Annotated in this window: 11 protein-coding genes; 6 read left to right on the forward strand and 5 right to left on the reverse strand. The window is 70.4% G+C overall.

Annotated features, from left to right (window positions below; genetic code table 11):
* Positions 1-32 precede the first annotated feature (32 nt).
* Together ABD366_RS32965 and ABD366_RS32970 are read left to right on the forward strand one after the other, a co-directional pair.
* A complete protein-coding gene (locus ABD366_RS32965; protein WP_324770841.1) occupies positions 33-293 on the forward strand; it encodes a hypothetical protein in 261 nt (86 codons plus the stop codon).
* Entirely contained in the window at positions 263-1,141 is an 879-nt protein-coding gene (locus ABD366_RS32970; protein WP_324770840.1) for an NADPH-dependent F420 reductase, read from the forward strand. Before ABD366_RS32965 ends, ABD366_RS32970 begins: the two co-directional genes overlap by 31 nt.
* Before the next feature lie 76 nt (positions 1,142-1,217).
* Here the strand turns inward: ABD366_RS32970 and ABD366_RS32975 are convergent, their stop codons facing one another.
* Positions 1,218-1,826 (reverse strand): TetR/AcrR family transcriptional regulator, encoded by a 609-nt coding sequence (locus ABD366_RS32975; protein WP_324770838.1) that lies wholly within the window; start codon positions 1,824-1,826, stop codon positions 1,218-1,220.
* A 323-nt stretch (positions 1,827-2,149) separates the two neighbouring features.
* Here ABD366_RS32975 and ABD366_RS32980 point away from each other — a divergent pair, with 323 nt between their 5' ends.
* Positions 2,150-2,860, forward strand: coding sequence for a nitroreductase (locus tag ABD366_RS32980; RefSeq protein WP_324770837.1), 711 nt, complete (start codon positions 2,150-2,152; stop codon positions 2,858-2,860).
* 27 nt (positions 2,861-2,887) lie between these two features.
* On the opposite strand, the gene ABD366_RS32985 is transcribed toward ABD366_RS32980, so the two are convergent.
* Positions 2,888-3,871 (reverse strand): aldo/keto reductase, encoded by a 984-nt coding sequence (locus ABD366_RS32985; RefSeq protein ID WP_411293759.1) that lies wholly within the window; start codon positions 3,869-3,871, stop codon positions 2,888-2,890.
* A 316-nt stretch (positions 3,872-4,187) separates the two neighbouring features.
* Between ABD366_RS32985 and ABD366_RS32990 the strand changes: the two genes are divergently transcribed.
* Both ABD366_RS32990 and ABD366_RS32995 read left to right on the forward strand, forming a co-directional pair.
* Positions 4,188-7,946, forward strand: a complete 3,759-nt coding sequence (locus tag ABD366_RS32990; RefSeq protein WP_324770834.1) for a S8 family serine peptidase — start codon at positions 4,188-4,190, stop codon at positions 7,944-7,946.
* A 247-nt stretch (positions 7,947-8,193) separates the two neighbouring features.
* Positions 8,194-9,414, forward strand: a complete 1,221-nt coding sequence (locus ABD366_RS32995) for a cysteine desulfurase-like protein (RefSeq protein ID WP_324770833.1) — start codon at positions 8,194-8,196, stop codon at positions 9,412-9,414.
* Between the two features lie 56 nt (positions 9,415-9,470).
* Here ABD366_RS32995 and ABD366_RS33000 read toward each other — a convergent pair whose 3' ends face one another.
* Entirely contained in the window at positions 9,471-10,442 is a 972-nt protein-coding gene (locus ABD366_RS33000; protein ID WP_324770832.1) for a polysaccharide deacetylase family protein, read from the reverse strand.
* Positions 10,443-10,476: 34 nt separating this feature from the next.
* Positions 10,477-11,454 (reverse strand): glycoside hydrolase family 11 protein, encoded by a 978-nt coding sequence (locus ABD366_RS33005; protein WP_324770831.1) that lies wholly within the window; start codon positions 11,452-11,454, stop codon positions 10,477-10,479.
* Positions 11,455-11,781: 327 nt separating this feature from the next.
* On the opposite strand from ABD366_RS33005, the gene ABD366_RS33010 reads away from it, so the two are divergent.
* Positions 11,782-13,380: a hypothetical protein gene (locus tag ABD366_RS33010; RefSeq protein WP_324770829.1), complete on the forward strand. Its 1,599-nt coding sequence runs from the start codon at positions 11,782-11,784 to the stop codon at positions 13,378-13,380.
* Between the two features lie 108 nt (positions 13,381-13,488).
* Here the strand turns inward: ABD366_RS33010 and ABD366_RS33015 are convergent, their stop codons facing one another.
* On the reverse strand, positions 13,489-14,571 hold the full coding sequence (locus tag ABD366_RS33015; RefSeq protein ID WP_324770827.1) for a hypothetical protein: 1,083 nt from the start codon (positions 14,569-14,571) through the stop codon (positions 13,489-13,491).
* Positions 14,572-14,983: the final 412 nt, after the last annotated feature.

Raw genomic sequence — 14,983 nt, forward strand, 5'->3', positions numbered from 1 at the left:
CTCCGCTTTTTCAACGCGTCGGAGAAGCGATCATGACAAGCCGACAGATGCTTCTGTGCATGCAGTTCACCAGCGGCTACGGAGCCGAACCCGGGGCGTGGCGGCTGCCCGGGGCGAACCTGTCCAGCTACACGGACATGGACCAGTTCGTGCGGTACGCGCAGGCAGCCGAGCGCGGCAGGATCCAGCTCCTGTTCTTCGCGGACACCCCGGCCCTGGATGTGGATCTCGACGGTCAGACCGCCTCCACCACCTTCACGCCGTGGCCGCGGAACGCGACGAGGGAAGCCTGAACCCGCTCACGTATCAGCGGCGCTCCCGCCCCCGCGGCGCCCGCCTGACCGCGAAGCTACGAGCGACCACCACCCGACCACCGGGTTCGGGACAGAACGAAGCGACACAGGAACCAAGGAGCGACACAGCGATGCAGACCCTGGGAATCATCGGAAGCGGCGCCATCGGATCCGCGGTGGCCCGGCTGGCGGTGGCGGCGGACATCGAGGTCGTGATCGCCAACTCGCGCGGCCCGCAGAGCCTGGGCGGCCTGGTCGAGGAGCTGGGGCCGCGTGCCCGCGCGGGTACCGTCGATCAGGCCGCGAGCGCCGGGGAGGCGAGCTTGCTCAGCATCCCGATGACCGCGTACCGCGCCCTGCCCGACGGCCTGCTGGAAGGGCGGATCGTGCTGGATACCGGTAACTACTACCCCTACCGCGACGGCCGGGTCGCCGAAATCGACTCCGAGGAGGTCACCACCGCCGAGCTGATCCAGCAACTGCTGCCCGGAGCCCGGCTGGTGAAGGCCTTCAACAACATTTTGGCCCACCACATCCCCCAGCTCGCTCGGCCCGCCGGGGCCCCGGACCGCAGTGCCCTGCCCGTCGCGGGCGACGACTCCGCCGCGAAGGTGCGGGCGGCGGAGCTGGTCGGCCGGCTCGGTTTCGACACCGTGGATGCCGGAACCCTGGCCGAGAGCTGGCGCTTCGATCCCGAGTCCGACGCCTACACCCGGCTCTACTGCGCCGACCCCGCCGTGCCGGTCGAGCAGATTCTCGAGGCCCCCGCCGCGCCGCTGGCGGCCGACAAGCTGCGCGCCGCGCTGCGGACCGGCCGGCGGGTGAAGGTGGCCGAGCGCACCTTCTGAACGCTCTGGGCGCAGGCGATGCCGCGGCGACTTTCACGCCGTACGCGCCGCCCGCCTTGGGCCTGCGTCGGCGGGGCTACGAGGCCCCGGGTGTTGTTCCGTCCACCGATTTCTCCCACCCGGACCGCATGAGGGTACTGAGCCCTTCGGACGAGGACTCGTCGGCCAGGGCGGCGCTGCGGGCCCAGGCCGTCGCCAGGGTGCTGAGGAACAGGTCGCGTGCCCGCACCCATGGATGAGCGCCGCCGTCGCGCTGCGCCGCGCCGAGGAACTCCTCGGTGGTCGTGATGAAGCCCTGACAGGTGATCGTCAGGGGGGACGTGTCTTCGGTCAGCGCGACCCGCAAGGGTTCGGGCAGGCCGTCGAAGGCGGTCACCCACTCACCCAGCGCGTCCAGCCACTGGGCGAGTGCGTCGCTGGAGTCGCTCTCCTCGCGCCGGATGGCGTCGCGACGGGCCTCCAACTCCTCGTTGCGGGCCTGGAGCAGAGCGGCTAGCAGTGCCTCCCGGTTGGGAAAGTGCCGGTAGAGGGTGCCCGCGCCGACACCGGCCCGCTTGGCGATGGCGTCCATGGAACCGGAGATGCCCTGCTCGGCGAAGAACTGCTCCGCGACCTCGAGGATGTGCACGCGGTTGCGTTGCTTGTCCGTCCGTACCCGGCGCCCGTCGGTACCCGCCTCGCTCATGTGCGCTCTCACCTCTCATTGACAAAGCGGAGACTGTCTCCGTATCGTCGCCCTACGAAACGGAGACTATCTCCATATTCGCGCCGCCGCCACTGCCGACGATCGAACGGTATTCGAGGCGGCCCGCACAGCCCCGGTCAGCGCCGCACCGCACGGAGCCGCCCCCGACGAGGCCCCGCGTGAGCGAGACCGCCGGACGGAACGCTCTGCCGCTCCCGCCCCGGTGCTCACGCCGGCGCAGCCCCCTGAACCGAACCGCTCCCTGCACCGCCGACACGCCCGGCCCCGGTGATCCGCACCGAACGCCCAGAAAAGGAACCGCCTTGTCCAGCACCGCCTCCCTCTTCTCCGACCTCGTACGCGCCCGGCACTCGCCCCGACAGTTCCTGCCGACCCCGCTGTCCCCGGCGGACATCCGGGGCGTACTGGAAGACGCGCAGACCGCCCCCTCCAACAGCAACACCCAGCCCTGGACTGTGCACATCGTCTCGGGCGCGGCACGAAACGCGCTGAGCAAGGAACTGCTCAAGGCGTACGAGGACGGCCGGACCTCGCCCGACTTCACCGGCGACTACGGCGACGGCGTCCACCACGAGCGGTCGTTCCAGCACGCCGCCCTCGTCTACGGGGCACGGGGCGTAGCGCGCTCGGACGTGGAAGGCCGGAAGGAAGTGATCCGCGAGAACCTGCGTTTCTACGATGCGCCCCACGTCGCCCTCCTCTTCATGCCTCAACTCGGCGACGGGGTACGCGCAGGCGGTGACATCGGCATGTACGCCCAGAACTTCCTGCTCTCCCTCACCGCCAGGGGCCTGCACGGCATCCCGCAGGCCGTCCTCGGCGTCTACGCCGACACGGTCCGCGAGTCGCTCGGCGTTCCCGGCGACCTCAAGCTGGCGTTCGGCATCGCCTTCGGCACGGGGGATCAGAACTCACCGATGTACGACATCGGCATGGGACGCATTCCGCTGCACCAGAGCGTGGTCCTGCACGACACCCCCGGTGTCCTCGACGAACATCGACCGCTTGCCTGACGATCAGGCCCTGCGAGTCACGTGCCGTTACCAGCGCTGGTGCACCTGGCCGCGGATCTTGTCGTCGTACAGGGCCCGGACGGCGTCGAGCGCCGACTGCGGCAGCGGAGCCAAGGCGGCGGCCCGGGCGTTGCCACGGACCTGCTCAGGGTTGCGGGCGCCGGGGATGACGGAGGTGACGCCCGGCTGCTGGATGATCCAGCGCAGTGCCGTCTGTGCCGGGCTGGCACCTTCGGGCGCCAGTGCGGAGAACTCGGCGGCGGCCTCGACGCCCGTCGCGAAGTCGACGCCCGCGAAGGTCTCTCCCTGGTCGAAGGCTTCGCCGTGCCGGTTGAAGGTGCGATGGTCGTTCGCGGCGAAGACCGTGTCCTTGGTGTACCGGCCGGACAGGAGCCCGCTGGCGAGCGGCACTCGGGCGATGATGCCGACCCCGGCCTGTGCCGCGGCGGGCAGCACCTCCTCCAGGGGCTTGAGCCGGAACGGGTTGAAGATGATCTGTACGCTCGCGGTGCCGGGGCGGGAGATAGCGGTCATCGCCTCCGCGCAGGTCTCCACGCTCACTCCGTACGCCGCGATCCGGCCCTCCTCCACGAGGGTGTCCAGGGCATCGAAGGCGGCGTCGGAGGAGAACACCGGCGTGGGCGGGCAGTGCAGCTGCACCAGGTCCAACCGGTCCACACCGAGATTGCGGCGCGAACGGTCCGTCCAGGCGCGGAAGTTGTCCAGCGTGTACAGCGCCGGGTCCAGCTCCACGCGGCGGCCCATCTTCGTCGCCACCAGGACGTCCGCGTCCGGGCGCCGGCGCAGGTACTGGCCGATGAGCTGCTCGCTGCGGCCGTCCCCGTACACGTCGGCGGTGTCGAAGAAGGTCACCCCGGACTCGACGGCGGCATCCAGCACCTCCAGGGCGTCCTCCTCCTTCACATCGCCCCAGTCGGCCCCCAGTTGCCAGGTGCCCAAGCCGACCACGGACACCTGCTGCTTGCTCCTGCCGAAGGCCCGCTGCTCCATGTTCCCCATCCTCTTCAGTCCTGCTGCTGTACGTATGTGACTGGTGGGCGACGGTTCAGTGCCGAGGCCTCTGCGCCTCCAGCCAGGTCATGGTGCGAGACAGTAACTCACACGTCCAGTAGGGGCGCCGGGCGGCCGATCAGTGGAAGGCGCTGACGGAAGTGACGCGTTCTCGGGGGTGTAGGCCGCCACCGCAACGCCCGTGTGTTTTATGCGTGTTGCCAAGCTGCTGCCGATACTTCGGGGTCTTCCCGAGATCGACTTCGAGGCATAGATTTCCGGCGGCCTGAACATTCATTCAAGTCGAGGGGATCCTTTGACTCTCCATTCGTCCGGAAGAAGGCGCCGCCTGCTCGTGCTCGCGGCCGCCCTCCTGGTCACCGCGGCGACCCCGCAGGTGACCGCATCCGCAGACATCCCGCACAGCGGTGGCGCGAAGGGTGCGACCCGCTCCGCTGACAACGTTGCCACGTCGGTCGTCACCCTGATCACCGGCGACAAGGTCACCATCACCCCCACCGCCGGCGGCGGCCCCGGCACACTCACGGTGCAGGGGCCCGACGGTGAGCCGGGCGCGGCCCGCGTGCTGACGGTGGGCGGAGACACGTATGTCTATCCCGACTCCGCCCGCTCCTACCTGGCCTCCGGTGTGCTGGACGACCAGCTCTTCAACGTCACCCGGTTGGTGGCCGACGGCTACGACGACGCCTCGCTCGACCACCTGCCCCTCATAGTCACCTACGGCGGCAAGGACGCCTCCGCGTCCACACTGCGAAGACGCGCGGTCGCGATGCCCGCCGGTGTCACCGGAGTGAGACCGCTGACCAGCGTCAACGGCGTGGCCCTCGCCGCGGACCGCAAGGACACCGGCGCGCTGTGGAACGAACTCACCGGCACACGTGTCGAGGCCCGAGGAGCCCCCGGCGGCAATGCCGGGTTAGCGGGCGGAGTCGCCAAGGTGTGGCTCGACGGCAAGGTCGAGGCCACCCTCAGCGACTCGGTCGCCCAGATCGGCGCACCCGAGGTGTGGGCGGGTGGCAACACCGGCGACGGCGTCGATGTCGCCGTCCTGGACACCGGCTACGACCAGGCCCATCCCGACCTCGAGGACGTGGTCGAGGACAGCGACAGCTTCGTCCCCGGGCAGGACGTCACCGACCGCAACGGCCACGGCACGCACGTCGCCTCCACCATCGCGGGCAGCGGCGCGGCATCCGACGGCACCGAGAAGGGGGTGGCCCCGGGCGTGGATCTGCACGTCGGCAAGGTCCTCTCCGACGAGGGGTTCGGGTACGACTCGTGGATTCTCGAAGGTATGGAGTGGGCCGCCCGTGACGAAGGCGCCCGTGTCGTCAGCATGAGCCTGGGCAGCAGCGTGAACGCCGACGGTGAGACCGTCCTCGCCGAGGCTGTCAACGCCCTCAGCGCCGAGACCGGCGCGCTGTTCACGATCGCGGCGGGCAACGACGGCCCGGGCGCCCAGACCGTCAGATCGCCCGGCACCGCCGACGCGGCTCTGACCGTCGGCGCGGTCGACTCCTCCGACGCCCTCGCCGACTTCTCCAGCCGCGGGCCCCGCTACGGCGACGACGCCCTCAAACCGGAGATCACGGCACCCGGCGTCGGCATCCTGGCCGCGCGTTCGCAGTACTTCAGCGAAGGCTCCGGCGCCTACATCAGTCTCAGCGGCACCTCCATGGCGACCCCGCACGCGGCGGGCGTCGCGGCGCTGGTGGCCGCCGCCCACCCCGACTGGACCGGCAGCCGCATCAAGGACGCCCTGGTCAGCACCGTGAAGGCCACACCCGACATCTCGGCGGACGACGGCGGCAACGGTCGTGTGAACGCCGCGAAGGCCGCCACCGCGCCCCTCACCGCGACCGGCACGGTCGACGCCGGCATCCACTCGCCCGGCGACGCCACGGGCAGTGTGGAAAAGACGGTGACCTGGACCAACACCGGCAACGAGGCCGTCACCGTCGACCTCGCCGTGGACGCACCGGGCGTACCCGCGGGCGTCTTCACCGTCTCCGACGACCGCCTGGAAGTCCCCGCGCACGGCACGGCGAGCGTCACCGTCACCACCGACCCGGCCAAGGCGGGCCAACTCAAGCGCTGGACCGGCAGGTTGACCGCGTCCGCCGAAGGAGCCGTGCTGACCCGGACGCTCCTCGGCGTCAGCACCCGCCAGCAGCTCTTCCACGTCCGCAGCACGATCACCGGACGCTCCGGCGAACCCGCCGCGGGCGCCCTCACCTTCTTCCGCGAAGGCGACGAGTACGCGGGCTACCAGCTCTTCGACGGAGGCAGCTCGGACGAGCTCCTGCCGCCCGGCCGCTACACCGTCTACGCCGACTTCCGCGTCGAGGGCACCCACGGCGCCTCCTCGGCCGGATACGCCCGCGTGGTCATCCCGCAGGTGGACATCACAGGCGCCACCGACCTGGTCCTCGACGGCACCGAGCTGCGGGAGATCTCCGCGGTCACACCGCGCAGCACCGAGAACTCCTCCCGGCGCCTGGACTACTACCGCGCGTTCGACGACGGCACCTCCGTCCTGGACAGCACCCTGATCGGGGACGGCTGGGACAGCATGTGGACAGCCCCCACCCCGAAGGCGAGCGACGGAGAGCAGTACGTCACCGCCCGCTGGCGCAACCAGGAACCGCTGCTGACGGTCACCTCCGGCAAGCAGAGGTTCGACGACCTGTGGATCATGCCGGGGTCCTCGAAGCTCCCCGAGGACGACTACGACCTCGATCTCATCCACCCAGGTGACGGCCTGGCAGAGGACTACGAGGACATCGACGCCGCCGGCAAGGCCGCCGTCGTGCCCTGGGACTCCGACGACGAGGACACCGCGGACGACCAGATCAGAGCCGCGCAGAAGGCCGGCGTCAGACTGCTGCTGTTCGTCAACGACCTCGACGGACGCCTGCGCGAGGCCATCATCAAATCGTCCATCGAAGTGGTGGGCCTGTCCCGCACCGAGGGCGAGAAACTCCTCGCACGCGTCGACGCCAGCCCCACGAAAAGCGTCCCGCTGAAAGCCGTGTCCCGCCCCGACACCGACTACCTCTACGACCTCGTCCACACCTGGAAAGGCCGCACACCGACGAACCTCGTCTACGCCCCCAGGGACGGCCAACTGGCCCGCGTCAACACCACGTACAACAACCCCACCGGCCGCGAGATCTACGAGAACCGCTACGACGGCCACCCCTGGACCGCCTACCGGGTCGGCAGCAACCGGCTCAGCACCGCGGGCGCGCACCGCACCGACTACGTCAGCACGGACAAGTCCTTCTCATGGAGCGAGGAGGGCGAGCTCCAGTCGCTGGCGTACAGCGCCTCCGGGGCCGTCACCTATCCGGCGGGCGGAACCACGGACGTGGAGTGGTTCGGGCCCGTCGTCAGACCGCGCATCAACGGCAGTGTCGCGGCGCCCACCCGCACGGAGAACCAGATCGACGTCACCCTGCCCTCGTGGGGCGACTCGGGCGGCGATCACGTCAACTGGACGCCGTTCGGCAGCAGCGACACGACCCAGGAGACCACGCTGTACCGCGACAGAACCCTGGTCGCCGAAGGCGGCGCCGGACTGACGGCGACCGTGCCGGCGAAGAAGAACACCTACCGGCTGGTGCACGAGGCGAAACGGACCGCCACGGCCGCCTTCCCCTACTCGACCGCCACCCGCACCGAGTGGACCTTCACCTCGGCCCAGCCCCGCGACAAGGAGGACAGCGCACCACTCCCGCTGGTCCAGATCGACTACGCGCTCCCCACATCCGCCGACGGCAAGGCGGCGGGCGACGCTTCGCTGCTCATCACGCCGGCACACCTGGACGGCGCCTCGAACGCGGCGCTGCGCACCTCCAAGGTCCAGCTGTCCTACGACGACGGCGCGACCTGGACCACGGCCCGGCTCAGCGGCTGGGGCAACGGCAGGGTGAGCGTCGCCCTGCACGCCCCCGCCTCGGCCCAGTACCTCACGCTGCGCGTGCAGGCCGGAGACAGCCGCGGCAACACCGTGACGCAGACCGTCGTACGCGCCGCGGGCATCACCGGGTGACCCCGGAATGAAGTGCGCCGCCGGCGGCCGCTTCGGTGCCGCCGGCGGTTCGGAGCCGCACGTTCGCGCGAGCCATCGCTGGGATCGCACGCGCGACTTCGTCGCACCGGGCCGGTGCTCGCCTCAGGACTGGTTCCCATGCACGCGGCCGTCCGGGGCCAGTAGGCGGTCCGGGGCGCCGGGTAGTAGGAGAGACTCTGTGTACGTCGCAGCCATACGGCGTACCAGCCACCCCTGGAGTTGACGCATGCCCTTCGACATAGCCGCGATCCGCGCACAGATCCCCGCGCTCGCGTCCGGCTCCGCCCGGTTCGACGCGCCGGGCGGTACGCAGACGCCGCAACCGGTCATCGACGCCATGGTCGCGGCGCTGACCGCCCCTCTCGCCAACCGCGGACACACCACCGAGGGCGAGCGCAACACGGAGCGCGTCGTGGCCGGTGCGCGCGCCGCCCTGGGCGACCTGCTCGGAACCGCGCCCGAAACCGTGGTCTTCGGCCGCAGCGCCACGCAGCTCACCTACGACCTGTCGCGGACGCTGGCCAAGACCTGGGCTCCCGGCGACGAGGTCGTGGTGACCCGGCTCGACCACGACTCCAACATCCGGCCGTGGGTGCAGGCCGCGGAGTCGGCCGGCGCGGTCGTGCGGTGGGCGGACTTCGACCCGTCGACGAGCGAGCTGCGCCCCGAGCACATCGAGGCGCAGCTGTCCGGGCGCACCCGGCTCGTCGCCGTCACGGCCGCTTCCAACCTCACCGGCGCGCGTCCCGACCTGCCCGCCATCGCCGCCCTCGTCCACGGGACGGGCGCCCTGTTCCACGTCGACGCCGTGGGCTACGCCTCGCATGCCCTCGTCGACCTGGCCGCGATGGGCGCCGACACGCTCGTCTGCTCGCCGTACAAGTTCCTCGGCCCGCACCTGGGCGTGCTGACCGGTCGGGCCGGACTCCTCGAGTCCCTGCGCCCGGACAAGCTGCTCCCGTCCAGTGACCGGGTGCCCGAGCGCTTCGAACTGGGCACGCTGCCCTACGAGTTGCTGGCCGGCGCGCACGCCGCGGTGGACTTCCTCGCGGACCTCGACCCGGACGCGCGGGGGCGGAGCCGCCGCGAGCGGCTGACCGCCTCGTTCGCGGCCCTGGAGGAGCACGAGCACGCCCTGTCGAAGCGCCTGGAGGACGGACTCGCGGGCCTGGACGGCATCACCGTGCACGGCCGCCCCGCGTCAGCTACCCCGATCCTGCTGTTCACGGTGGAGGGCCACCGCCCGGCCGACATCGCCCGGCACCTGGCCGCCCACGGCGTCGACGCCCCTGCCGGTTCCTTCTACGCCGTGCATGCCGCGGAGGACCTCGGCCTGGGCGCCGAAGGCGGCGTACGGGTCGGGTTCGCTCCCTACACCAGCGAGGAGGACGTGGACCGGCTCGTCGCGGCCCTGCGGCTGCCGGTCGCGGGTTCCCGGGCTGAGTGACGTCCGGGAACCCGCATCAGGCCGGTCGCGGCCGGTGAACCGGTAGGGGCTGGGGGTCAGGTGGTGCTGCAGGAGACGGTCGGCCAGGTGGTGTTGCCGTTGTGCTGGATGGTGACGCCGAAGGTGTTGCCGTTGCCGTTGGGTTTGGCGGTCAGAACCTGGGCGCTGGGGTAGCTGGCGCTGGTGTTCCAGGTGGAGAGGACCTTGGCGGGGGAGGGGACGTTCATGGTGACGGTCCAGTTGCTGGAGCCGCTGACGGCGACGTTGAGGTTGTAGCGGTCGCTCCACGACTGCCCGGCGGTGAGAGCCGCGGTGCACCCGCCACCGCCGTTGCCGCCGCCCCCGTCGGAGCCGCCGTCGGGGGCGACGGCGCGGCCCGTGGTCGGCGAGATCATTCCGGCGCACAGACCGCGCGCGGCCAGCCCCTGGGCGATCCGCGGGATCGCGGCGAGGGTGTTGGCGGGCCAGTCGTGCATCAGGATGACCTGGCCGTTGGTGAGCCGGCCCGCGGCCGCCACGATCGCGTCGGCACTGGTGTTGTTCCAGTCCTGCGAGTCCACGTCCCAGATGATCTCCTTCAGGCCGTACTTGGCCTCGACCGCCTTCACCGTCGCGTTGGTCTCGCCGTACGGCGGCCGGAACAGCTTCGGCGTCCCGCCGCCCGCGCCGGCGATGGCCTGCTGGGTCCGGGAGATCTCCGAGTCGATCTGCGCCTGCCCGAGCGTGGTCAGGTGCGGATGCGTGTAGCTGTGGTTGCCGACCCACATCCCGGCGCTGACCTGCGCCCGCACCTGTGCCGGGTTGGCGGCGGCGTACTGGCCCTGGTTGAACATCGTGGCCCGCAGCCCGTTCTGCTTCAGCGCGTTGAGCAGGGCCGGGGTGGAGCCGGACGGGCCGTCGTCGAAGGTGAGCCCGACGTACCCGGTGCAGGCGGCGGCCTGCGCGGGAGCGCCGGCATGAAGGGTGAGGGTGCTCGCGGCGGCCATGGCGACGACAGCCGATCTCGCGATCAGGGAACGGGCACGCATGGTGTGTGCTCCTTCGGCATCGAGGGGGCGGGGGTCAGGTGGTGCTGCAGGAGACGGTCGGCCAGGTGGTGTTGCCGTTGTGCTGGATGGTGACGCCGAAGGTGTTGCCGTTGCCGTTGGGTTTGGCGGTCAGGACTTGGGCGCTGGGGTAGCTGGCGCTGGTGTTCCAGGTGGAGAGGATCTTGGCGGGGGAGGGGACGTTCATGGTGACGGTCCAGTTGCTGGAGCCGCTGACGGTGACGTTGAGGTTGTAGCGGTCGCTCCACGACTGCCCGGCGGAGAGAGCCGCACTGCACCCGCCGCCACCCCCGCCTCCGCCACCGCCCGAACTCGTCCCGCCCACGTTGATGTTGGAGTTGCCGCTGCTCTGGTAGCCCTCGGTCGCCATGATCATGTAGTAGTTGAAGCTGCCCATCGGCATTCCGGCGCGGGCCCACGCGTCGAAGTGGTTGCCGGTGGTGATGGTGCCGCCCGTCCGCTTCGACTGCCGCACACTCCAGTACTGGTCGAAGGTCTTGGTGCCCTCGACGGACGGTGCGTTGTACCGCGTCGTCTTGTAGATGTCGTACGTACCGCCGTCGGTGGTGACGGTGCCCTTGTACGTGCCCGTGGGCCGGTAGGTCCCCCAGTTGTCGACGATGTAGTACTCGACGAGCGGGTTCGAGGTCCAGCCGTAAAGGGCCAGGTAGGCGTTGCCGGACGGGTTGAACGTCCCGGAGTACGTCACGGTCCTGCGCCCGCCGTTGGCCCAGCCCTTGCCGGCGACGAAGTTTCCCGTGTTGCTCCATGAGGTGCTGTAGCCGCCGCCGGAGCCCAGGTTCATGGAGACCGTGCCGGGGGCGTCGGTCCAGAACGAGTAGTAGTACCCGTTGTTGGTCCCGGTCTGGTTCGTGGTGACGACCGTGTCGGCGTGCGCGCTGCCGGGCAGGGCCAGCGCGGCGACAGCGACCAGCAGTGCGGCGCAGAGACTGCTGACGAGCCACCTGAACCGGTGTACGGGGGTGTCCTTCATGTGTGCCTCCTCCTGTACCTCGTGACGGCGACAGCTTTGATCTGACCCTGCCAACTGTCAAGAGTTTCGGTACGAATCCCGAAACAATTGCCGTCGCAGTTACCAGTGATATACCCGCAAGTAGGCTGTCTCGCGTGGGGCGCAGTCCTGACCCAGAACCCCGTAACAGTCGAAAGTTTCGAAAAAGTTTCGCGCGTTTTCGGACATGCGTTCAGGTGTCCTTCGGCGCCATGAGCGGATGTCGTTCATGCCTCCGCGATGTCCGGCCGGTGGGCGCCCGCGGCGGGCGCCCACGGACACGCGCGGCGGCGCAGATAGGCTCCTGCGATGCGCCTGGTACCCGACGACCCGTTCCCCGAGATCGGCCACCCGTTCACCACCGACGTAAGTGCGGACGGCCGCTGGATCGCCGTCAGTTGCATCACGGGAGGACGCGGCGAGCGGGGCCGGATCGCCGTCTACCGGACGAGTGATCTCGCCCTGTGGGATCAGCTCGTGCTGGAGTACGGCGTCGAAACGCTCGCCTTCCATCCGGTGCTGCCCGTGCTCGCCGTGGGCACGGAGGAGTCCGACGACGAGTTCGACCGCCGCGGCGGGCTCCACCTGTACGAGCCGGAGGTACGGCGCCGCACCGACGTGGTCGTCGCCGGAGCAAGCGTCACCGGTCTGCGCTGGCGGGACGCGTGCCGCCTGGAGGTGATGTTCGCCCGGCCCGTGATCGATGACGATGACGAGGGCCGGGAGACGTACACGCGAGCCGTCGCGGAGCACGACGACTGGGCCGCCATCACGGCCGGCCGGCTGGCGGCGCTCGTCTCCTGGCCACAGGTGCCCGTGGAGATCGACTGGCCCACCGTCGAGGAACCGCGGATCCGCCGGCCCCGGGAACTCCTCGCCGCCACAGCCGCCGAGCGCGGCCTGGTCTGGTCCCACCGGACTGCGACGGCCCTGGTGAAGACAGTGCGGGACGGCCGCGTGCTCGCCGCGGCAAAGAGCGGCGGCCCCCTGCTGGAGTGCTGGTCCCCGGACGGCACCCTGCAGTGGTCCGTGCCGGAACCGGAGGACACCTTCGAGCGCAGCGGCTGCCGCTGGTACGTCACCCCCGACGAGGAGAGCGTCTGGATCACCGTCCTCGTCGGCACCAGTGACCACCGGCGCACCCGGCTGTGCCGGTTCGCCCTCGCCGACGGTGCTCAACTGGCCGAACTCCGGCTCGACTTCCCGGTGGCCCTCGCAGCGCGCACGGACGGCGCCTGGGTGGCCCGGGACTCCAGGGAACTGTTCCCCGACGCACGGTGGCCCCCGTACGAGAGCGTCGTGCTCACACCGTCCGGGCGGCAACTGGCCACCCTGGCGCTGGGGGAGAGCGGCAGTGACTACGACTTCCCGGTGGGGCGCTCGCCCCATCTGCTCTTCCTCTACGGCGTCGGCGAAGCGGATGTGCGGCCGGAGGTGCTGGAGAAGTGGGTCGTGCGCGCCTGCCCCGACGGCGTTGAGCGGCTGTTCCGGTTCGCCTGGGACGACTCTCTCGGCCGTCGCCTGGACGGCGGCCCGGCCGTGTACGTCGACGACGACGCCGGGCCGGGACTGGTCCACACGTGCACGACGACCGACGGCACCCATCTCGTACGCCGCTCCTACCCGGACGGCGCCGTGGTCTGGGCGCACCGCTTCGACGCTCGGATCGCTGGGCTCGATGTGCACGGCGGTCTCGTCCACGCCGTGACCGGGGCCCGCGAGCTGCTCACGCTGCAAGCCGATGCGGGCACGGTGGTACGGCGCAGTCCGCTGGCCCTGGGCGGGCACGTCTACACACCGACCTGCTTGAGCGTGGGCCCGGACGGTGACCTGGTCATCGGCACGGTCGAGGGGCGGCTGATCAGGACGCGGGCGGGCGAGGAGACGCGGCCCGCGCCCGCAGCGTAGGGACCGTGACGTGCACTCCGGCCTCTTGCACGGCCATCCGCTTCCACGCCCCTTCCACACCGTACGAACGCCGAGCGACAGGTCTTGGCGACGCCTACAACAAGTGCTTCAGTTCAGGGGAGCCCGCCAGGTCACCAGTCCCGGCCGGTCCGCCTCCGCGAAACCCACCGCGAACGGCTTGTCGTCGTCGTCCGTCACCAGGTGGATGCTGCATTCCGTCACGCTGTCGCCCGGCGGGACCGTTCGGGCGACCCAGTCGGACGGGCAGCCCGGGATCTTCGTGTCGCGGACGAAGGGGGTCTTGCCCGGTATCTGCCGGCCGCCCTCGGTGAGGAGGCGGACGTGGTCGGCCCGGTCGGCGTAGAGGTCCTTCGGCCCGGTGTTGGTGTAGGTGACCGACACGTAGTACGGGACGCCGCGCCGCTCGTTCTCGTTGAGGTCGAGGTCCAGGCCCGTGAGGTCGGCCGCGTTGCCCCGGCGTACGGAGACCAGCGTGGCGGGCAGTTCGAGGACACCGTCCTCGGGGTCGTCCCACCGGACGCGGACGCTGTCGCCCGGCTCCGCCAGGTGGGCGGACGCCGCCTTGAGGCCGCCATCGACGGGCCAGGTGGCGACCGGGCCGCCCTCGTCGAGGTAGCCGTCGGGGTTGTGCGCCAGCGACAGCACGCCGACGCCCTCGGGCAGCGCGTAGGTCACGCAGGTGTCGTACGAGTCGCCGGGTGTCAGCGCCTTCGGCGCGCTGTCCTCGCAGGGCAGGCCGTCCCCGCCCGGACTGCCGCCGGTGACGTAGACCTCCTCCCCGCGCGTCCAGTCGGTGCCGTTCAGGGCGAGTTCGCTGTCTGCCATGTAGGCGGCGGGGATCTTCTTCCGGCCGGTGTTGGTGACTTCGAAGCTGAGGTAATGGGGGACCATGCCCTTCAGCCCCTTGTCCACGCGTGCCCCCCGCATGTCCTCCTGTGAACCTCGGACCAGGCTCTTGACCGTGATCCTGACCTTGTACGACCGGTGCTGGGTGTCTGTGTGGACGACATCGCGTGCGCCGGTCCGCACCGGCAGGTCCGTCCACGAGGCAGGCCTCTCCGCGGCTCGCTCCACGCTCCCGCCCGCGCCCTGTTGTCCCGCGCACCCGGCGAGAAGGGGGATCGACGCCGCGCCCAGGGCGGCAGTTCTGACGTAGCTGGACAGGCGCATGGATTCCCTTTGCCGCACGGTGATCCGGTTCCACCGGAGGACCGACGTATCGTAAGACGTCATAACGGGGGTGAAGGCGGCGGGTGGGGCCCGGGCGGCCGCGTGCGTTGAGCCGTGGCCGTACACGCTCCGCGCGGGCGCGTTCCGGATTCCGTTGCACCGACCCATGCTGTCGACCGACGGGCCGCCCGGGCTACTTGTGGCCTCCCTACGGCAAGCAGTGATCCAGGTCGCATGCCAATCCCGACGGGACCGCGGTGTCGACCACAGTGCCCACCACCACTGTTGTGACTGAGCGCGGTCGTCGCTGGCCCGGCTGAGCGTACTGCCGGCCCGTGGAGGGGACGTTGATCGTTTGGCTGACAGGGGGTGGTGACATGCGGCAGGATGCGGGCGCATGTCTCTGTCGTCG

Source organism: Streptomyces kunmingensis, assembly GCF_039533535.1.
Lineage (GTDB): Bacteria > Actinomycetota > Actinomycetes > Streptomycetales > Streptomycetaceae > Streptomyces > Streptomyces kunmingensis.